19 protein-coding genes and 1 rRNA gene are annotated in these 20745 nt (G+C 32.2%); 5 read left to right on the forward strand and 15 right to left on the reverse strand.

What is annotated here, in order from left to right:
* Positions 1-394: 394 nt before the first annotated feature.
* The 9 genes from D2833_RS03485 to gmk form a co-directional block, all read right to left on the reverse strand.
* Positions 395-1911, reverse strand: a 16S ribosomal RNA gene (locus D2833_RS03485).
* 165 nt (positions 1912-2076) lie between these two features.
* A complete protein-coding gene (trxA, locus tag D2833_RS03490) occupies positions 2077-2379 on the reverse strand; it encodes a thioredoxin (protein WP_011113892.1) in 303 nt (100 codons plus the stop codon).
* A gap of 56 nt (positions 2380-2435) precedes the next feature.
* Entirely contained in the window at positions 2436-4595 is a 2160-nt protein-coding gene (gene topA, locus D2833_RS03495) for a type I DNA topoisomerase (protein WP_011113893.1), read from the reverse strand.
* Between the two features lie 133 nt (positions 4596-4728).
* Positions 4729-5376 (reverse strand): ribulose-phosphate 3-epimerase, encoded by a 648-nt coding sequence (locus tag D2833_RS03505; protein ID WP_014574765.1) that lies wholly within the window; start codon positions 5374-5376, stop codon positions 4729-4731.
* 6 nt (positions 5377-5382) lie between these two features.
* Positions 5383-6663, reverse strand: a complete 1281-nt coding sequence (locus tag D2833_RS03510; RefSeq protein ID WP_011113896.1) for a glucose-6-phosphate isomerase — start codon at positions 6661-6663, stop codon at positions 5383-5385.
* 30 nt (positions 6664-6693) lie between these two features.
* Positions 6694-7518, reverse strand: a complete 825-nt coding sequence (gene rsgA / locus D2833_RS03515) for a ribosome small subunit-dependent GTPase A (protein ID WP_011113897.1) — start codon at positions 7516-7518, stop codon at positions 6694-6696.
* A complete protein-coding gene (locus D2833_RS03520) occupies positions 7518-8780 on the reverse strand; it encodes a serine/threonine protein kinase (protein WP_011113898.1) in 1263 nt (420 codons plus the stop codon). Before D2833_RS03520 ends, rsgA begins: the two co-directional genes overlap by 1 nt.
* Entirely contained in the window at positions 8773-9567 is a 795-nt protein-coding gene (locus D2833_RS03525; protein ID WP_014574766.1) for a PP2C family serine/threonine-protein phosphatase, read from the reverse strand. Before D2833_RS03525 ends, D2833_RS03520 begins: the two co-directional genes overlap by 8 nt.
* Positions 9567-10154, reverse strand: coding sequence for a guanylate kinase (gmk, locus tag D2833_RS03530; RefSeq protein ID WP_014574767.1), 588 nt, complete (start codon positions 10152-10154; stop codon positions 9567-9569). Before gmk ends, D2833_RS03525 begins: the two co-directional genes overlap by 1 nt.
* A 73-nt stretch (positions 10155-10227) precedes the next feature.
* Here gmk and def point away from each other — a divergent pair, with 73 nt between their 5' ends.
* A complete protein-coding gene (def, locus tag D2833_RS03535) occupies positions 10228-10818 on the forward strand; it encodes a peptide deformylase (RefSeq protein ID WP_027333290.1) in 591 nt (196 codons plus the stop codon).
* A 70-nt stretch (positions 10819-10888) separates the two neighbouring features.
* Here def and D2833_RS03540 read toward each other — a convergent pair whose 3' ends face one another.
* On the reverse strand, positions 10889-12466 hold the full coding sequence (locus D2833_RS03540) for an MFS transporter (RefSeq protein WP_014574769.1): 1578 nt from the start codon (positions 12464-12466) through the stop codon (positions 10889-10891).
* Between the two features lie 321 nt (positions 12467-12787).
* Between D2833_RS03540 and mnmG the strand changes: the two genes are divergently transcribed.
* Genes mnmG through D2833_RS03555 form a run of 3 tightly spaced genes read left to right on the forward strand, consistent with a single transcriptional unit; the run spans position 12788 to position 16059 of the window.
* Complete coding sequence (mnmG, locus tag D2833_RS03545; RefSeq protein ID WP_027333289.1) at positions 12788-14623, forward strand: tRNA uridine-5-carboxymethylaminomethyl(34) synthesis enzyme MnmG; 1836 nt, start codon at positions 12788-12790, stop codon at positions 14621-14623.
* Positions 14616-15344 (forward strand): 16S rRNA (guanine(527)-N(7))-methyltransferase RsmG, encoded by a 729-nt coding sequence (gene rsmG / locus D2833_RS03550; protein ID WP_014574771.1) that lies wholly within the window; start codon positions 14616-14618, stop codon positions 15342-15344. Before mnmG ends, rsmG begins: the two co-directional genes overlap by 8 nt.
* Positions 15328-16059 (forward strand): AAA family ATPase, encoded by a 732-nt coding sequence (locus D2833_RS03555; protein WP_143823018.1) that lies wholly within the window; start codon positions 15328-15330, stop codon positions 16057-16059. Before rsmG ends, D2833_RS03555 begins: the two co-directional genes overlap by 17 nt.
* Positions 16060-16090: 31 nt before the next feature.
* Here the strand turns inward: D2833_RS03555 and D2833_RS03560 are convergent, their stop codons facing one another.
* The 4 genes from D2833_RS03560 to rpmG are packed head-to-tail and all read right to left on the reverse strand — an operon-like array spanning position 16091 to position 18039.
* Entirely contained in the window at positions 16091-16651 is a 561-nt protein-coding gene (locus D2833_RS03560) for a hypothetical protein (RefSeq protein WP_014574772.1), read from the reverse strand.
* 24 nt (positions 16652-16675) lie between these two features.
* Positions 16676-17479 (reverse strand): transcription termination/antitermination protein NusG, encoded by an 804-nt coding sequence (gene nusG / locus D2833_RS03565; RefSeq protein ID WP_011113907.1) that lies wholly within the window; start codon positions 17477-17479, stop codon positions 16676-16678.
* 22 nt (positions 17480-17501) lie between these two features.
* Positions 17502-17876, reverse strand: coding sequence for a preprotein translocase subunit SecE (gene secE, locus D2833_RS03570; protein WP_231992416.1), 375 nt, complete (start codon positions 17874-17876; stop codon positions 17502-17504).
* 16 nt (positions 17877-17892) lie between these two features.
* Positions 17893-18039 (reverse strand): 50S ribosomal protein L33, encoded by a 147-nt coding sequence (gene rpmG, locus D2833_RS03575; protein ID WP_011113909.1) that lies wholly within the window; start codon positions 18037-18039, stop codon positions 17893-17895.
* A 227-nt stretch (positions 18040-18266) separates the two neighbouring features.
* Between rpmG and D2833_RS03580 the strand changes: the two genes are divergently transcribed.
* Positions 18267-19088 (forward strand): transposase, encoded by an 822-nt coding sequence (locus D2833_RS03580; protein WP_225306633.1) that lies wholly within the window; start codon positions 18267-18269, stop codon positions 19086-19088.
* Positions 19089-19423: 335 nt separating this feature from the next.
* On the opposite strand, the gene D2833_RS03590 is transcribed toward D2833_RS03580, so the two are convergent.
* The gene (locus tag D2833_RS03590) at positions 19424-20626 is read right to left on the reverse strand and encodes an IS256 family transposase (RefSeq protein WP_117274111.1); all 1203 of its coding nucleotides are present in this window, start codon (positions 20624-20626) and stop codon (positions 19424-19426) included.
* Positions 20627-20745: the final 119 nt, after the last annotated feature.

Below are 20745 nucleotides of genomic sequence, written 5' to 3' on the forward strand. Positions count from 1 at the left end.
AGAAAATTCAGCTGTTTAAATAAGTGCGTAATTTTTATTTGGATATGTATAAGCAATCTTTAAAAATTGCCTAAACATTTTCAAATACATCATAATTAAATCTTATATTGATGAAGGTAATCAATATTTAAACAACCATTATTAATTCTATCACGAAATTGCTAATCTTTAGCAATAAAAATAGCCTAGAAAACATCTAGGCTAAAAATATTTTTTAGAGACTTTTATGAAAATAGTTAACGAAATGCTCCTTGAGAACTGAATAGAATCCGACCAACAATTTTTAAGTTATCAATTTGCTTTTATGGGTTTAACTTTTCTTGTTGGGTTTTAATTGTTTCACCGTTATATGTAACAGGTGTATATCGTGTTAGTGTATTAATATACTCCATAGAAAGGAGGTAATCCACCCCCACGTTCTCGTAGGGGTACCTTGTTACGACTTAACTCCAATCACCGGCCCTACCCTAGACATGCGCTTCCTTGCGGTTAGCAACACGGTTTTAGATATTACCAGCTCTCATAGTTTGACGGGCGGTGTGTACAAGACCCGAGAACGTATTCACCGCGACATGGCTGATTCGCGATTACTAGTGATTCCGACTTCATGAGGGCGAATTGCAGCCCTCAATCCGAACTGAGACCAACTTTACAGATTAGCTCCACCTTACGGATTTGCAACTGTTTGTATTGGCCATTGTAGCACGTTTGCAGCCCTAGACATAAGGGGCATGATGATTTGACGTCATCCCCACCTTCCTCCAACTTACGTTGGCAGTCTCGTCAGACAAAGTAACTAACGATAAGGGTTGAGCTCGTTGCGGGACTTAACCCAACATCTCACGACACGAGCTGACGACAACCATGCACCACCTGTCATTGGGTTGACCTCCACTATATTTCTATAGCTTCGCCCAAGATGTCAAGTCTAGGTAAGGTTTTTCGTGTACCGTCGAATTAAGCAACATGCTCCACCACTTGTGCGGGTCCCCGTCAATTCCGTTTGAGTTTCATTCTTGCGAATGTACTACTCAGGCAGGATGTTTAATGTGTTAACTGCAGCACCGAAGTATTCGCTCCGACACTTAACATCCATCGTTTACAGTGTGGACTACTAGGGTATCTAATCCTATTTGCTCCCCACACTTTCAAGCCTAAGCGTCAGTATTGGCCCAAGTCCTCGCCTTCGCCTCTGGTGTTCTTCCATATATCTACGCATTTCACCGCTCCACATGGAGTTCCAGGACTCTCTACCAAACTCTAGACTAGAAGTTTCCAATGCATACAATCGTTAAGCAATTGCTTTTAACACCAGACTTTCTAATCCGCCTGCGCTTGTTTTACGCCCAATAAATCCGGATAACGCTTGCAACCTATGTATTACCGCGACTGCTGGCACATAGTTAGTCGTTACTTATTCAAATGGTACAGTCAAATTAATAGCTTTCCACTCTATTAACTGTTCTTCCCAAATAAAAGAACTTTACAATCTAAAAAGACCTTCATCGTTCACGCGGCATTGCTCCATCAGACTTTCGTCCATTGTGAAAAATTCCCTACTGCTGCCTCCCGTAGGAGTATGGGCCGTGTCTCAGTCCCATTGTGGTTATTCTACCTCTCAGCATAACTACACGTCATCGCCTTGGTGGGCCATTACCCTCACCAACTAGCTGATATGCCGCACCCTCATCTTATAGCGAAGCAGTTGCTTCTTTAAAGTTATTCTCATGCGATAGTTAACTTGTTATGCGGTATTAGCTAATCTTTCGACTAGTTATCCCCCACTATAAGGCAGATTGGATACGTGTTACTCACCCGTTCGCCTCTAATGTATTGCTACATCCGATCGACTTGCATGTATTAGGCATGCCGCCAGCGTTAATCCTGAGCCAGGATCAAACTCTCAGAAAATAACAGATTCTATTCAGTTTTCAAGAAGCATTTCTTGTTACCACGCAACCAGTGATGAAGCGACTATTTATTTACTTCATTATGAGTCGATTATAAAAATTTAACCAACTTAAAATTTGGTGATAACCTCAAATATTCTAACACAAAAAATTAATTTGAAAAAAATTATTTCAACAATTCTTTTAATTCGTTTTTAGGAATGAAACCAATTCTTTTGTCAGCCATCTTTCCATCTTGGAAAAAGATTACCGTTGGAATTGATCTGATTTCGTATTCAGATGAGATCTCATTTGCTTGATCAACATCTACTTTAACAAATGTTCAGTCCTTTTTGTCTTGAGCTACTTCTTCAAAGATCGGACCTAAAATTTTGCAAGGACCACATCAGTTAGCATAAAAATCAACAACAACTTTCTTGTTGGTGCTTAATAATTGGTCTAGTTCTGCTTTATTAGTTATGTGTTTCATTATTCTTAAATTTATTTAAAAAATTGTGTTTCCACCTTATAACTATAATTTAAAAGCTAAATTATTGTTGAATCTCGAATTGTCTCGTCTTTTTCAGGTTCTAGACTTTTTGTGTACTTACATTTAGGGAAATTAGAACAACCTAAAAAGGTGTTATCCTTATTTCGCCCTTTTTTCTTAGCCACTCTACGAATAAGTTTTGCGTGACATAATTCACACTTAACCCCTTCTTCATAAACGATCTCTTTTGCTTTTTGTTCAGACTTCTCAATAAATTTACATTTCGGGAAATTAGAACAACCCACAAACGGACCATATCGACCTTCTCGTCTTACTAACTGTGAACTACAGTTAGGACAGTTTTTGCCTTCGATGTATTCAACTTTTTTAACGATATTAGTTTTAGCTTCATTTAAAACTTCAGAGAAATCGTTTCAAAACGCTTGAAGATAGCTAACATCATTAACCGTTCCTTGTGCGATCTCATCTAAAGTTGTTTCCATGTTTTTAGTAAATTCTTTATTGATGATCGTTGGGAAATTCTTATCTAGTTCAAATGCTAACTTTTGACCTAAATCCGTGGTTTTATAATACCGACCGTTTACTAATTCGGCATAGTTTCTTTTTAAAACGATATCAAGGATCGTTGAATACGTACTAGGACGACCGATCCCTTCAGTTTCAAGCGCTTCAATTAAAGTAGCTTGGGTAAATCTTGCTGGTGGTTTGGTTTGGTGTTCGTTTAGTAAAACATCCTTAGCTTCAAATTCTTTGTCAATAGCAAAGTGATTTAAATCTAACTTTCTTAGATGATCCTTATCATCGTAATGGGTATAAATCTTTTTATAACCATCAAACTTTAAGGTATTGTTCACCGCATAGAACTTATTGTTGTTATTAATAAAACGAATATTAACAAGTTCATAAACAGCAGCTGCCATATAATGAGCTACAGTTCTAGTTCAGATCAGTTTGTACAAACTGTATTGATCACTACTAATCTTGTTTTTAACAGAATCTGGGGTGATTGAAATATCAATTGGGTGGATCGCTTCATGTGCATCTTGCACTTTGGCTTTTTGCTTTTTATTTGCTTTAGTTTCACCATTTAGTTGTGATTGAGTTGCTACGTAATCTTTACCATACGTTTTGGCAACAAAATCTAAAACAGTCTTACCATATTCTGGACTAAGACGGGTACTATCAGTTCTTGGGTAAGAGATTAAAGCAATCTGTTCATCATCAATAGTTACCCCTTCATATAGCTCTTGAGCTACAGAAGTAATCTTCATTGATCTTCACTTTAATTTATTAATTGCATCTTGTTGTAAAGTTGATGTCTTATAAACTTCTTTTGGGTATGAACTTTTTAGTTTAGGCGTATCAATCGCATAAACACGATACTTATCAGATAAGTGTTGTTTAACTAGCTCAGCATCTTCTTTAGTATTGAAATCGATCCCACTGACTTCTTCAAGTTCTTTGAATCCTAACTTATCTTTAAGTTTCTCATCAATCTTACGTAACATCAGTTCTGTGCCATCTTTAAGAATCACATCTAAAGTTCATCAAAATCGTGGTACGAACTTATTAATTAATTCTTCACGCTCAGTAATAAACTTAAGCGCAATCGATTGCACTCTTCCAGCAGAATCAGCATTAATCTTAGATTTCATTAAACTTGATAGTTTAAACCCAATTAAACGATCAAGTCTTCTTCTAGTAATTTGCGAACTAACTCAATCTTTTTGGATCTCTCTGGGATTGGCAATCGCATTTTTTACTGCTTTTTCACTAATTTCATTAAAGATAATCCGTTTACACTTATTAACGTTAACACCTTTTTCTTTTAAGACATCATATACGTGTCAAGAGATCGCCTCACCTTCACGATCAGGGTCGGTTGCTAAATAAATTTCGTCGGCTTTTTTAGCTTTATCTACCAATTCATCGATGATCTCTTTTTTGTTCTTAACAGCTTTTTTAACAGTTTTAGCTTTTTTAGTTGCACTTACTCCTTTAGCTGGTTTTTTTTCTTGAATGATCTCTCATTTCGGAACAAAGTCTTCTGTGTTAAATCCTAATGTGTATTTTGGTAAATCGCGAATATGACCAACTGTTGCAACAATTTCATAGTCGTCAGTTAAATACTTCTTGATCGTTTTTACCTTATTTGGTGACTCGATCACTAAAATCTTTGAGCTATGATTCGTCATGGATTATCCTTAATTATTATTAGTAGCAATACCTTAATTATTTTAATCTTAAAAACAATAAAGCAAGTAATTAGCTTTATTTATATATATATATATAAAGATATGTTTGTTTTTGGTAAAAGAAAGAATTTTATTAACTAAAAGCGCGAATCTTTTCAAGCATCTCTAACTTACTTTGATCTGATAACTGATAAAAGTAAGAACCTGAAACAAAACCAGAGACTAAACCTTTTAGTTCAATCGCTTTTTCTAAGTTAATTCCACCATCGATCTCAATCTCAAGTTTGGGATTAAACTTGATTAATTTGGCAATATTGCGATACACTAAAGGGTTAAAAGCTTGACCTCCAGCTCCTGGTTCAACTGACATTAATGTGACATAATCAACTAATTTAATCTGATCTAAATAATCATTAACGTCTGTATTAAATTTAAAGGCCAAACCTGCTTTTTTATTGTTCGTTTTAATATAAGCTAAATACTTATTGATTAGTTGCTTATTATTAGCCAATGGCTCAACGTGAAAACTAATCTGATCACATCTGGTTTTGGCATAAACCAAGATGTGATTAGCCACCTTATTAACCATTAAATGAACATTGATCTGATAACCTAAATCTTTTAGATTATCAACATAGCGTTCATCAAACGCTTTGTTGTTAACAAACTCATCCATTACATCGTAATGGATCTTATTCAAGCCTAACTGCTTGTAACTAGCTAATTTATTTTGATCATAGTCATTAAGCATTGGCAAGATCGAAAATAATAAATCGCTCATTATTCTTTATAGTAATTTAAACATTCTTTGTTTGTAATTCTCAACCCCTGGTTGGTTATAAGGATCATGACCTAATAGTAGTGCTGATACTGAAGTTGCTACACACAACCAGAAGTAAAGATAACCAAAGCCATAAGCACTATTTTCTTTAACATCGATCTCAATAATGGGAACACCAGCAGAAGCGTGAGCTTGCTTGGTTGCTTCACATGCAACATAGTTAAGTTGGTTAACTGATTTCTTGGTTAGATAATCTAGTTGGTCATCATTATTAAACTCTGAGTTTTTTAACTTTAGTTTGTTCTTATTAGCTTTTTCAAATGAGAACACTGTTTCAAAAAAGATCTTCTTACCATCTTGATATAGTTGACCCATTGAGTGTAAATCAGTCGTAAACACAGAGTATGTTGGGAATAATGAATTTAATGATTTACCTTCACTTTCACCAAACAGTTGGCGGTGTTGCAACATTAAGTATTCGTGTTGTTCTTCATAAGTGATTGCAATCTCAACATCTTTTTTCATCTCTGTGTAAAGATAATGTCTTAGTGCAGCATAAGTATAAGCTGAGTTCTTCTTTAGTTCACTAGAAGCAAATAGATCAGCTTTGGCTTTTTTAGCCCCTTCGATTAGTTGCTTATAATCAGCCCCTACAAGACCAGCAACTAATAATCCACTTGGTGTGATCGTTGAAAATCTACCCCCGATATCAGAGTAAATTGGCAACATCTCATATTTATTTTTAACCGCTATATCGTGAAGCACACCTTTTTTAGGATCAGTAATCGCAACAATTCTTTTTTGTGCTTGTTCCCCATATTGTTTGTATAAAGCTTCACGGAACAGTTTAAAACCAACTGAAGGTTCTAAAGTTGTTCCTGATTTAGAGATCACAACAATTCCCCAGTTTTTATCCTTAACTTCCTCTAATATTTTTAAGAATGAATTTTCACTTAAACTGCGAATAAAGTGAATCTGTCTTTTTTGTTCACTAGGTAAATAAGCAACAACATCTAAGATCGCTTTAATCCCTGTAAACGATCCACCGATCCCAATAACAACAACATCTGTTACTTTTAATTTATCTCATTCAGTAATCTTATTATCAATACTCTTATAGATCTTGGTGTGGTCTTGATCAACATAATCGATCCAACCTAACATATTAGCACTTGGTGTCTTTTTATTTTTTAATTGACTAAAAATTTCATCAAGTTTAGCTTGATAGTTTTTATCTAATTTTTTATAGTCTAAACCTTTAATAAGGTTGAAGGTTAATTTAATCATAATCGCTTTGTAAGTTGTTTTACTTTAATTCTAAATTATGGACTTTATCACACTTAAATATATTTGATAGATTAATGAATTAATCTTTTTCTTAAGATAACAATCAGCACTATTTTCAAGGTGTAAACAGTCGTTAAATTTACATTTAGTTTGGTATTGAGCAAACTCAATTAAGCCACAACTTAGTTGTTGTTTAGTTAGGTTTAAGTCGTAGATGGAAAAACCTGGAGAATCAACAAGATAACCGTCTAAAAACTTATAAAGTTTTGTTGCAGTTGTCGTGTTTTTGCCTCGTTTTAGTTTGGCTGAAACGGCTTGAGTTCAGATATCAAGCGAGTTATCTAACCGTTTAAGTAAGGTAGATTTACCCACCCCACTATGACCACAAAAGATTGTTACCTTATTGAATAATAAGTTTTTTAAGCGCAAAAAATCATCTGGTTCATTTAATTTGAACACTTGATAGTTTATCTGTTCTAAGGCCTCAACGATCTTTTTAAATTCGTTTTGATCGTGATCTAAATCTAGTTTAGAGAACACGATCAGTGGTTTGAATCCCAATTGTGATTCAAAATAAACCATGAACTTAAACAGTTGCTTTAAATTTAGTTGGGGATCTTTAATCGAAAAAACTAAAACAACATGATCAAGGTTGGCCACCTTAGGTCGATTTAAATAATTCTTACGTTCAATTAACTTAATGATCTCACCTTGATCATTAAGTTCTAATAGATCATTAGGTGCTAAATTGATCTTTTGGTGTTTTCATCTCCCCGGAGCGTGAAGTTTTTTTAATTCATGATTAACTTCACAAAAAAGATCATTAGCATTAATACTTAAAATTCTTGCAATCATTACTTAACGACGCCTGAAAAATTAAAAATAATTAAACCTAAAGTTAATAGCACAATCAAAATAACTAATGCAGTAATTGTTCAAAACGTTCAGTACTTAAAAATAATTGGTTCTTTATCAACCGCAATCTCAGTTGGCATAAACTGACGATCTTTTTGCAAAACCCGTTTTTCTAACGGTTTTAATAAAGGTTGATCCTTATCAACTTTATCAAGATCTGCTAATATTTCTTCACACGAGTGATAACGATACTTTCGGTCCTCTTTTTTTGATGCCATACATCGAAAAACGATATTTTCCACGGAATTGGGTACATCAAAACCCATCGCTTTCATCAACGGCACGTCAAACTTATTAGGTAAATTAATAATATCTTGAGGGCGCTCTAACTTCTTATCATCGATCTTTTTATTAAACGGTTTTTGCCCAGTTAACATCTCAAATAAGATCACCCCAAATGCATAAAAATCGTATTGCACCGTTGGCGCTTTTCACCGCATTAATGGGGTATTAGTCTTGGGATTAATAACTGGTTTATTATTCTCATCTAAAACTGGTTCTTTTTGTAATGCATCTGGACACATGTATTCATGTGTCCCATATAGGGCTTTTTCATTTGTTAAAACTTTTAATACTGATTCTGTGCTAATCGAAGTCGAGATCCCAAAATCAATGATCTTTAACTCTCGATAATCTTTTGATAACATCAGATTCTCAGGTTTTAGATCCCGGTGAATAATCTGGTGGGAATAATTATGTAACTTCTGAATCCCTTCAACCATTCTTCTAAAGTAGTATAGTGCTTCTTTAACTGAAAGGTTACCTTTACTAATAATATAGTTACGTAATGTCGTCCCTTGGACGTATTCCATTACGATTACAAGAACATCATTGATTCTGATCATTCTGTTATTTCGTTCGATCAGAATCCCCTTATCATCAGTTTCATAAGTGGCAATCAGATTAGGGTGACTAATCCGTGAAGAGGTAATTAGTTCTTGTTGTAACTTAGCCCACTTATCGTTGGTATCTTCTGGAGATCGTTTAACCAGCTTAATCACAACCGTGCTTTTTTTGGAATCATTCAGTTTGGTTGAATCTGCCGTAATGTTTTTGGCAGTATAGATCACTGAATTCATTCCCCCTGTGGTTAGTTTATTTAAAATGACATACCGATTAAACAGTTTGTCATTCACCATTAAATAGCCTTCAGAGTTTGATTTATTTTTCTTCTTATTAACTTGCTGGTTGTTATTAGCCATTAATAACCTCAGTTAGTTTGACCACCACAACACTTAAGTTATCATTAGACATCGCATTCATTCCGTTTTGAATTAGATTGTCTGCTACTTTTTGCATATCATCAGTAAGACTTAATAGGTCGTGAAACTGTTCAGGCATAACGAAGTTATAAAACCCATCTGATGATAATAATAGGTATTCATCACCCTTATTAATAAAATCAAATGAGGTGTCAAACTCAACTTTAGACGTATCTCTAGATACGATGTTAGTTAAGGCTAATAGTTCTTTTTCATTAGCTTTAAAAGTAACATCTGAAGCATTAATCTTTTTTAGGTAATTATAAAGATTATGGTCGTTAGTTATTTGGTTAACAGTTTTGTCTTTAGCAATTAAATAAGCTCGTGAGTCTCCCACTCAGAACGTGTAGATCTTTTCATTGGCAATGATCGATAATACGATCGTTGTTGCCATCTGTTTTAATGAAACGTTATCATGTTCTTTTTGGAATTGTTTATCGTATTCATCGATGTATTTGGCAATTTGCTTCTTACATTTAAGTAAAACTTTTTTGAACCATTCTTCCATCTTTTCATCACTAAGTTTATTAAAATTAGTTGATAAAAAGTTATCACGGATCAGATCGCGTGTTAAAGTACTAGCAATTGCTCCACCTTTATAACCACCCAAACCATCGCACACTAATGCGATGATATTATGATACTGGTTTGTGCCAACAAAAACAGCATCCTGATTTTCTTCACGGACAATCCCTACATGGGTCGAACTTGCATATATCTTTTTCATTATTGATTATACTTAAGAATTAGTTGTTTAATATCTTGGATCGTTTTTTCTAGATCATCATTAATGATCGTATGATCATAAAGTTCTCTATGGGCATATTCTTTAACGGCTTGTTTTAAGCGGTATTTAATTACTTCGTCGTTCTCAGTTCCCCGCTTTTTTAGTCGTGCAACTAACTCATCTTCAGAAGGGGGAAGCACAAAGATACTTAGTGTTCTAAAACCTTTTTTTAAGACTTGAATCACCCCTTGGTATTCAATCTCTAAAATTAGGTTTTCGTTTTTATCAAGGATCTCTTTAACTAATGAAAGCGGTGTTCCATAATAGTTATTAACGTAGTTAGCATACTCTAATAATTGGTTGTTGGCAATCATTTGTTCAAACTCTTCTTTAGTTTTGAAAAAATAATGCACGCCTTCAACTTCAGATGCTCGCTTTTTTCTTGTTGTGGCTGAAATTGAAACGTTTAGTTTTAAGTTGTTGTCAGACAAAAGCCTACTAACTATCGTGCCCTTACCAACCCCACTAGGACCAGATATTAAGATAATTAAACCCTGCTTGTTACTCATAATATATATAACTACCATTTAGGGTAGTCGTTATTATTCAATTTTACTTTTTAATATTTTAATATTTATATTTGATAAGAACATTTTTATAATGAAAAGTAAATTAAAACCCACTAATGACTGATTAGTAACTGATGATAATCCCAAGATGCGTGAAGTATGTTCTGAGGTAAAATTTCCTTTAAGTCAAGAAGTGTTAGATATCATCGATAAGATGTTAGCTTATGTTGATGAAAGCTTTGATGATAATGCCGAAAGGTATGATATTCGTCCAGGGATTGGGATAGCTGCTAACCAATTAGGTTTAAATCAAAGATTTTTTTACGTTCATTTTATTGATTTCTGTCAAAAAGAACATCGATATTTGCTTATCAATCCTGAATGGATTGATAAGAGTCTTAACAAAGCTTACTTAGCTGTTGGTGAGGGTTGTTTATCAGTTCCCAAAGATAAAGATGGTTATGTAATTCGAAGTGAAACCGTTAAACTTAAAGGGTTCGATTACTTAACACAAAAAGATGTTGAGATCAGTGCCCATGGATTATTAGCCATGTGCTTACAACATGAGATGGATCATTTAGAAGGTAAGTTTTATTATGATTCAATCAACATGATGAAACCATACTTTAAAAAAGATGAGTGAGTTAGTATTGATCAAAAAGTGTGTGATCAATGTAAATAATTGATATAAATAAAAAAAAATTAGGGATTAACATTTGTTGATCCCTAATTTTTATCTTATATTTTATTGATTATTTAAAGATATCACCTTTGTAGAAGTTGTATGACATGAATGGTCATTTATCAGTTAAAGGAACTCATTCACCGTTTACAATACGTCCTGATTTAGGTAGTACTAAAGCGATTAATACAAATACCATTGAGATTATTACATAAACTGCAAATGCAGTGATGCTAGCTGGGTTTATTGAATCAACATAGCTCTTGTTTGCAAATGAAGGTGACTCAACAATTACAGATAATAGGATGTCTGATGCTGTATATAGCATGTAACCTACACCTCAGATAATACCGAATTGTGTACCAACTTTAGAAGGTGAAGCTCCTTTGAATTCGTGAGGAATTAATAAGAACACACCTTGTAGACCTCATAAGAATATTCCAGCTAAGAATGAAGCAATGATTTCACCGATTGCTAAACCTATATTTTTGTTGGCACCAACAAAACCTAATACGAAGGCAACAACAACAAAGAACATACCTAATGAGTATTGCGTCATTAAGAATCGACTTCGATCATATCTTGTCTTACCAAAAGGAGCTATCACAAATAGACCAGCTACTAGGCCTAATACGAATGCAATCTTAGACGTATTTCCTACTCAAAATAATTTTCCGCCTACATTATATGGAGATGTACCAATTACAGAATTAGAATATGTACCAGTTAAGATTCAAACTACAGCTACTAATCATGCCCCGTACATTAGACACATCTTTATCACGTTTTTGTTCTTGAGCGTGGACATGATTGTGACCTCAGGCTCCATTCTTGTATGTTTTTCTTTTGGTAGAACTGTTTCTTTACCAAAAATGAAGTATAAGATGAATGTTGCAAAAATAATTAGTATGAAAGCAGCACAAACAACGTATCAACTCTTAACGGCTTCCATTTTAATAGTCATACTATATGTAAATAGACCTAATGAGAAAGCTGCACCAATGTTAAATCCAAATGAGTTAATAACACTTAGTGTTGTCTTCGTTTTCATTGTAGAAAATTTTGCAATAACAGGTTGTGTGTAACTAATTAAAGCAGTTCCACCAACAGCTAATAAAGTTCTAAAGATAATGAATAAGCTGTAACCTAAAGCTGTTAATTTAGTTAAGCTTCCACCGCTAATAAGGTCACCTTGTTTTTGGTAAAAGATTTGACTATTTGATAAAACAAGTGCGTTATTACCGCCAAATGGATATGCAACAACGATGAACGGGAATGACAATGCCATTAACCCCAACATTGTTAAAACTGTTTTCTTATGACCCAGTCTACCAATGAATCAGCCAGCAACAAATGAACCAATACCACGGAAGAAAGTAATTGTTCAGTTAGTTGCTGCTGTAGTAATAGAACCAGGGTTCTTGAAGAAGAACGACTGAGATCAACCAGCTCATGTAAGGCTCGTTTCAGCATTCGGATTGTAGGTAAAGTTACCAGCAACTTGGTCAATCAAAAACCAGTTAACAACGAACAAGAAATACCCAAATAAAATAATTATCCAAGTAATAAATAGTTCTTTATCAGTTAGTTTGCTAATTTTTTCAAGTTTCTGCTCACGCGTCAATCCTGATTTTAAACTAAGTTTCATATTTAAATTTTAATCATTAAATTAGCTTCCTAATCAAGTCTTGTTTACGACGTAATTAGCTAATAAAAACGTTTCAAATTTTAACCTATTTATTTTTATAGATATAAACATAATCTTGCAAAGATAATTCTATACTTATAAATATTAATTAATCAAAACGATTTAAATCTAAGCGCTTAATATTTTAATGGTTAGTATTCCTTAACATAGAAATATTAAACTCATATATTTTATAAATTTATAAAGTCGATTATCAATTTTCTTAAAAATATTAAGTTATTTTTATAATTAAATTTCTGACTTTATTTAACTAAAATACCCATGAATAAATTTATTGTAGTAGGAGCAGGCCATGCTGGCTTAGAAGCTGCGTTCATACTTTCAAAGCTAAATAATAAGGTTTATCTTTGTGTTTTGGATAGAAAATACGTAGCTAACTGTCCATGTAATCCGTCTGTTGGGGGGCCAGCTAAAGGGATTGTTACAAGAGAAATAGACGCGCTAGGTGGAATTCAAGCATTAGCTGCTGATAGCACTGCTCTTCAAAGAAAGATCTTAAATTCTTCAAAAGGACCTGGAGTTCAATGTTTAAGATTTCAAATCGATAAGGTTTATTACAAGAAGTGATTCTTAGAACAAATTGATAATAATGAAAATATTGAACTAGTTGAAGGTGAAGTAACAGAAGTAATTAAGAACGGTGATACTGCTACTGGAGTGATGATTGATGGCGTAAAAAAATTAGAGGCTGGCGCGGTAATAATTACTACAGGTACTTATTTAAAATCATTGACATTTAGCGGTAAAGACGTAAAAAATGAAGGTCCAGAAGGTTTTAAGAACTCTAATAATTTATCTGAATGATTTAAAGTAAATGGGTTTGAATTAATTAGATTAAAAACAGGTACCCCTCCTAGGATTAAAAAAGATTCAATTGATTATTCAAATTTACAAATAGAGCCAGGAAATGGAACAGAGTTATATTTTTCTCACTGGTCTAAAAATAAATACATCGATTATGAATTGCCTTGTTATTTAATCCATACAACAGAAGAAATTCATAAGATAATCAACGATAATTTACATTTATCAGCGATGTATTCAGGAAATATCACGGGTGTAGGTCCTAGGTATTGTCCTAGTATTGAAGATAAGATTATTAGATTCTCTAATAAGCCAAGACATCAAATTTTTCTTGAACCGGAATCTTTAGAACTTGATACTGTTTATTTAGGTGGTTTTTCAACTTCTTTAGATATCTCTGTTCAAGATAAAATTATTCGACTTTTACCTGGGCTAAAAAAAGCTGAAGTTATCAAATACGGATATGCAATTGAATATGATGCAATTAACCCGATACAACTATACCCTTCTTTAGAATCTAAATTAGTAAAAAATCTATTTTTTGCCGGACAAATTAACGGAACTAGTGGTTATGAAGAAGCTGCGGGACAAGGTTTAATTGCTGGCATAAATGCAAACCAAAAAATTAAAAATAAAGAGCCTTTAATCTTATCTAGGGATGAAGCATATATTGGGGTGATGATTGACGATATTGTAACTAAAGGAGCAACAGATCCTTATCGCTTATTAACATCTCGAGCCGAATATAGATTATTGTTAAGAAATGATAATGTTTTGGATCGATTAATACAAAAAGGTTATGAAATTGGCACAATATCTAAGGAACAAATAGATTTGTATAACCAAAACTTAGAAAGGAAAAATAAACTTATTGAATTTTTAAAGGATAAAAAAGTAGGTATGTATACGTTATTAAGAGCACATACAAACAATACAAATTTCTCACTTTATGAATTCTTAAAACGACCAGAAATCAAATTAATTGAACTGTTAAAATTAATTGAATTTGATTATAGTAATTACGATCTAGAACTATTAAAAAATATCGAAATTACCGTAAAATATGAAGGTTATATTAAAAAAGAGAGTAGAATTGTTAACTCTTTAAAGAACTTGGAAAGTATTAAAATTCCTCAAGATCTTATTTATGATAAAGTGCAAAATCTTTCAATTGAAGCAATCGATAAGTTAAACAAAATAAAGCCTCTTAATTTAGCACAGGCTCAGCGTATTAGTGGAATCAATTTAGCTGACATTATTTCTCTGAAAACTCATTTAGAACAAAATGCTTAAACTAATAAAAGATTCTTTAGGTAAATTTAACCTTACGTTAACTGATAAGCAAATTGAAGATATTGCCTTCTTTTTAGAGGAAATTTATCATAGTAATCAACTCTTCAATTTAACGGGCTATAAGACCAAAGAATTGATTGCTGAAATGTTAGGCGTTAAAACCATATTACTAGCTCAAAGTTTAAGTTACATATTTTCTAATCAATCATTAAATGTTATTGATATAGGAACGGGTGCAGGAATCCCAGGATTAATCATTAAAATAATTTATCCTCAGCTTAATGTTTATTTAGTAGATTCAAATGCCAAGAAGATTACTTTTATTAACGAAGTGATAAAAAAGTTAAATTTTACCGGTGTTTTTGCAATTTTATCAAGAGTCGAAGATAACTTTTTTTTGAAAAAATACCACGGTTGTTTTGATTATGTTTTTTCTCAAGCAGTATCAAAAATTGCTGTTTTAAACGAACTAGGAACTCAATTATTAAAAATAAATGGGCAAATAATTCATTTTAAATCTAGAGACTATCAAGAAGAAATTGAGTTTGCAAAAAAACATTTATCAGACCTTGGTTTGGCTTTCAACAATTTGTATCACTATCAATTTAATAGCTATTTTTTAGTTAATGTTTTTTATAATAAAAAAGCTATTGCTCCACAAAAATATCCTAGAGAGTGAAGCAAGATTAAAAGAGAGCTCATTGATGATGCAAAACACTAAGTTTATAACGATTACTTCGACTATTAAACATTCAGCTAAAACATCTACCGCAATCGGATTAGTTATTTCTTTAGTTACCGAAGGTTATAAAGTCTTATATTTAGGTTTTGACAACAAATATAATGCCTTGCCTAATTTTGAGGATGATGCAGATCTAGTTAAAGACTATATTCTAGAAAAGATTATTCTAGAAAGAGCTATCAGGCATTTTTACTCTTTTTATCCATTTGATATGCTTAACATCAATGCTGATTTAGTTAAGCTATTTAAAAACGCAACAGACAAACAACAAGCTAGGATTATTAGCAAACTATTTAAAGATATTAAAGCAGAACGTTACCATTACGTGGTAATCGATCTAAACTACAAAGACAAACCAGTTCATAACACGATTGTTAAATTAAGCGATCACTGCTTTTACACAATTAATGTAAAACGTTATGAAGAAGAAAAGAACCATCTAGATATCAATTCTTTTTTAACCGTAGTTCCTAAAAAAGAACATGTTAAACTACTAGTTGTTCAATTTAATCGCTTCATGGTAGACCATCATAAGTTTATAGAAAACTTAAAATATATATACGGTGATTTTGTCTTTGATTATCAAATTGATAGTTCGCGAACAATGCGCAATCGAATTGATCACGCTTATAACTATCTTAGAGTTAACAAGTTGTGTACACCGATTAAGAAATACATTATAGAAAGTAAATAAAAATCAGATAGATAAACAATCTACCTGATTTTTATTTGTCTTCTGTTTTAATCAGCTCTTTCGAACTATTTTCAACTTTTTGATTAGGTGTATTCTTTAGATCATTAATATTGATCTCAGATTTTTTCTTAACTAAATCAGTTTGTAATTCCACCCAAATTTCCCCAGCTTTTTTAAGAATCCTAAAATAAGCCAACAGCCCAATTAGTGGTAGATAACCACCGATTCTTAAGATCTTATTAAGACGACTAAACTTATCTGGATAAAATTCGTTTAATTCCTGGTTTTTTTGATAAAAAAGATGAGTCAAAATAACCTTAATTAAAAACAAGATAAGATTAATTGTGCTTATCAAAATAATCGCAATAATTAAGAATAATTTTTGGTTTTCTACAACTTCTTTAGTCACCATACCCTTATCAAAATCTACCATCTTTTGTTGGTACTGAACTGCAGAAATTATTACTGCAAAAATTAAACAAAGATTGAAGATAATTCAAATTAATGAATAAGCTGATAAGAACTTCGTTCTTCTTCTTAAACTTTTGATTTTTCTTGAAACAATATCAAATTTTGTATCGTTAATTCCCATATTATGGAATCTATATAGAACATCTTAAACTGAAAGTTTAAGTTGCTTCTTATTAAGCTTAACGCTTACTAGTTTACCTAGAATCTGAACATCAACAATATATTCGTCGTTATCAATAATTCTAGAGATCTGACCACTAAGACCTGAGTAATCGCCAGAGTTGATATCAACCATATGACCAACTTTTAGTTCGATCGCTTCATCAACTTGTTCTTTTTCAGTTGACATATCTCCATATTTGTCAGCTGAATCAGATTTTTTCTTATGAACGATCGTTTTAGCTGCATTTTCATCAAGAATTAACTCACCACGTTCATTAAACAGATTGCGATCCATTTCAATAATCGCATTTGGTGTAATTACAATTCGGTAATTTTGATCAAATGATTCCCCATTTAATAGATCTAATTCTTCTGAAGATGAGATCGGGATCGGTTTAGCTCCCTTACCAGATGAACCTACGATCCCAGTAATATTAACTGTGTTTCTTACTGCAAACCAAGCTGCTTCATTCATCTCCATCTTAATGTAGATGTATCCAGGGTATTTATTTGTATCTGTAATCTTATACTTCTTATAAACCCCATTATCAACAGTTACCCATTTAATGTAGGTACTATTACGCATTGTTGCGGGGATATTGTGGGTGGGATTGTTACTATCAAAGATAGTTTCTTCCACACTTCGAAACTTAATTACTTTACAATCTAAGATCTGATCTTCAAAGTGAAGTGCTCTAACTTTAGCTTTTAAGGTTTTAATAACAGAATCTTCATTTCCGTTAGTTGTAGTCGCAATATATCATTGCGCGGTAGATTTTTTACTCATGATTTAATATCTCTTGCTCAAATTATTTTAAGATCCCGATCGCACTAAAGATTTGGTCAATACCAAATAATAAACCGGTTAAAAAAGCCACAATCGCAATTACGATTAAAAAGTTGGTAATCAACAATTTAGGAGTACATCAAGTAATTCTTCTTGATTCTTTTTCCATCCCAAATCATCAGCGTTTTAAACGAAGTCCTAATGAACCTTTATTTTTCTTTTCTCTTTGAAGTTGTTCGCGATATTCTTGTTCTTCGCGCTCTTCTTTAAATTTCTTTTGTTCTAGAGCTTCTTCTTTAATCTTTTGTTGTTCTTTTTTAATGTTATCGTCTTGATAACTTTCAAGAATAACCTTTGGATTTTTTCTTAGATTAATATTTTTATTCTTGTGATCCATAATCTTACCCAATTTGTTAGTGCGATTCTTTATGAACGGTCTTTTGATTACAACTAGAACAATATTTATTAAGAACTAATCTTGTTGTTTCAAGTTTAGATCTTGTTGTTGTGTAATTACGATTTAAGCAATGCTCACAAATCAAAATAATCTTTTTACGCATTATGGCAAATATTAAAAAAATGCTTTTAATAAAGCACTTATAATTATTATATATCAATTAATTATCTTCTTTGTTGATATTATTTTAAATCAAATTTTTAGTTAACTTTTACTTAAATTAATCGTGTGTTTTTTTTCCTCTAATTGTTAGAGGTAGATAATTATGTGTAAAAAACTAATCTATTCGTAAAGTTAAGCTAAAATAAACTTAATCTGGTGATTAAGAAGATGGGTAAGAGAGATAATAAAGCAAACCAAACTAACGAATTCTTGGTTGAATACGTGAAGCAATTTTATTATGACAACACGAATGCTTTGTTAAATTTAACAGACAGTATTGCTAGACCTGTTTTGCAAACTTTAGTTCTAATTGAGCATAAAGCAAAACTGGCTTTGTTAAAAGAAACCATCAAAGATCAAAAGGTGTATCAAAATGGTTTGTATACTAGGAAAGTTAAATGGGGTGATAAATCTTTCCCAATTAAGATCAGTCGACTTAGGTATAAAAACCAAAGCTCTAAGATTGTGGTTAAGTACCAAAGATCTTTTGATACTAAATTTATCTTTGACATTATCTCTTTAGCTTCAAACGATCTTTCAGATAACGAGATATCTAACCAACTAACTAATTTATATGGTTTTCAATTAAGTGAAGAGCTTTTTTTAGAATACCTAAAACAACTTAGACCAGACACAAAAAAATGACATTCAAAATCGCTTCATAACAACTATAAAACCTTGCTTTTTGATCTAAAACCATTCAAAATTAAAATCAATGAAGATCAAAACGTTAAGTTTAAAAACAAGGTTCTTTATCTTGTTGTGGCAATAAATCATCAGAACAAGAGTGAGCTTATCTCTTTTTACGTAAATAATAAAGAAACTGAACAGAACTGAAGCCACGTTCTTGAAAAACTGAAAAAACGCGGATTAAGTGAACCTGAACTTGTTGTTTATAAGAAGTCACAACTATTAAAAGAACCTCTAGATAAGATCTATCCAAAAGCTAAACAAATCGTTTGCGCTGATCAGATCATAAATGATCTGTAAAAGAACTTGATCATAACTTCACTTCAAACTCAGATAATTAAAAATAAACAGATAATTAGTTTTAAGCTCTTGCACCATTAAAATCTTAAGATTGGTTTTTACTAAGAACAAAATTCAAACCAATCTAAAATCTACCTATTGATATATAAAGATCCCTATATTAAAATACTTATAAGGATAGTTGTATTTTTTAATAGTTATTAAACCTAAAATACTGATTAATAAGCGTTTTAGGGGGTAACGAAGCTAATTTTGTGTAATTGGATTTTTTCGAACTTTTAGTTTTTCTTAAGTAAGTTCGGAAATACATCCATTAACTCTTCATATATTCTATATTAATTTCTCACTCTATTACTTTTCTGATTTAGTTTTTTATATCTTGGATTGTAACCAAAATGTACATATAGGTCTAATAACAGCTGGTTTATGTTATTAAAAGACTTTTTAGCAGCTAGGAAACTCCCAATTACTGAATTATAGTTTTCAACTATGTTGCTGGTATAAACTAATGTCCGTAAAGCTTTAGAAAAGCTAAAGAGTTTTTCTATGTTGTCCATCGCTCTTTCCACAACTTCAACTGCGCGCTTGTTAGAACCGCCTCACTTATTTTTTAAATATTCAAAGTTGTGTTTTGCACTTTCTCAATTGTCTGCTCCATATATGTTTTTTAAGTCTCTTAAAAAATCGGACTTCATAGAATGAGATACATATTTTGCAGCATTTCTAATCATATGAACCGTGCAAGTAATATGCATTGCTTTTGGATAAACGTTTTCAATCGCTTCTTTCAAACCCTTTAAACCATCTGAAACAATAATATATGTTTCAGACAAGCCGCGTTCTTTCAAATTATCAAGAATGTTAATTCATTCTGTAGCAGATTCGGTGTTGCTTACGTATAGCGCTATAAGCTCTTTTTGACCATCCGCATTGATTCCTACCACGACATAAAGCGTTTTATTTACGTACTTTGACCGTCCGCTTTCTTCAGTTTTGATCTTAAAGACTTTACCGTCAATCATTATGATTGGGTAGTTGTTTTCTAGCGGTCTTTCGTGCCAATCGCGCATCTCATCTTGAACAGTTTGGATACAATTTGAAATTACGCTAGGACTTACTTTGAATCCATATATTGACGTTATTTGATCAGCGATTTCATTGTTTGACAAACGAGTAGAAGCTAAAGAAAGAACATCTAAGATAAACTTATCATGGATAATTCTTTGATATTTCGGGATAATTTGAGAGTCTTGATTTTCACCACGAATTCTTTTCATTTTTATGGGAATTTCTTCTTGCCCTCACTTAACATTTCTAGTGTATGAGCCGTTTTGATACACATTCTCATCATTATCAGCATTTTCTCTCAATAATTCTAGTTTGCCAACATGTTCACCATCAACCAGAGCCTGTAAAACAGGCTTAGCAATATAATCAGTGATGTTTAATAGTTGTTTTCCACTACTAGGACCAAATTGTTTTACAAATTCAACAATTAATTTTTGAATCTGTTTCATTTGTTCGTCTTTTGAATTCATTTTTATTACCGTTTATAAAATTATATTAACCTTTCTTTTTTTGAGTTAATTAATTGTTTTACACAAAATTGAATTCGGTGCCTTTTAGGGTTACATAATTATTATTTTTTGTTATAACT

Source organism: Mycoplasmoides gallisepticum, assembly GCF_900476085.1.
In the GTDB taxonomy this organism is placed as follows: Bacteria; Bacillota_I; Bacilli_A; order Mycoplasmatales; family Mycoplasmoidaceae; genus Mycoplasmoides; species Mycoplasmoides gallisepticum.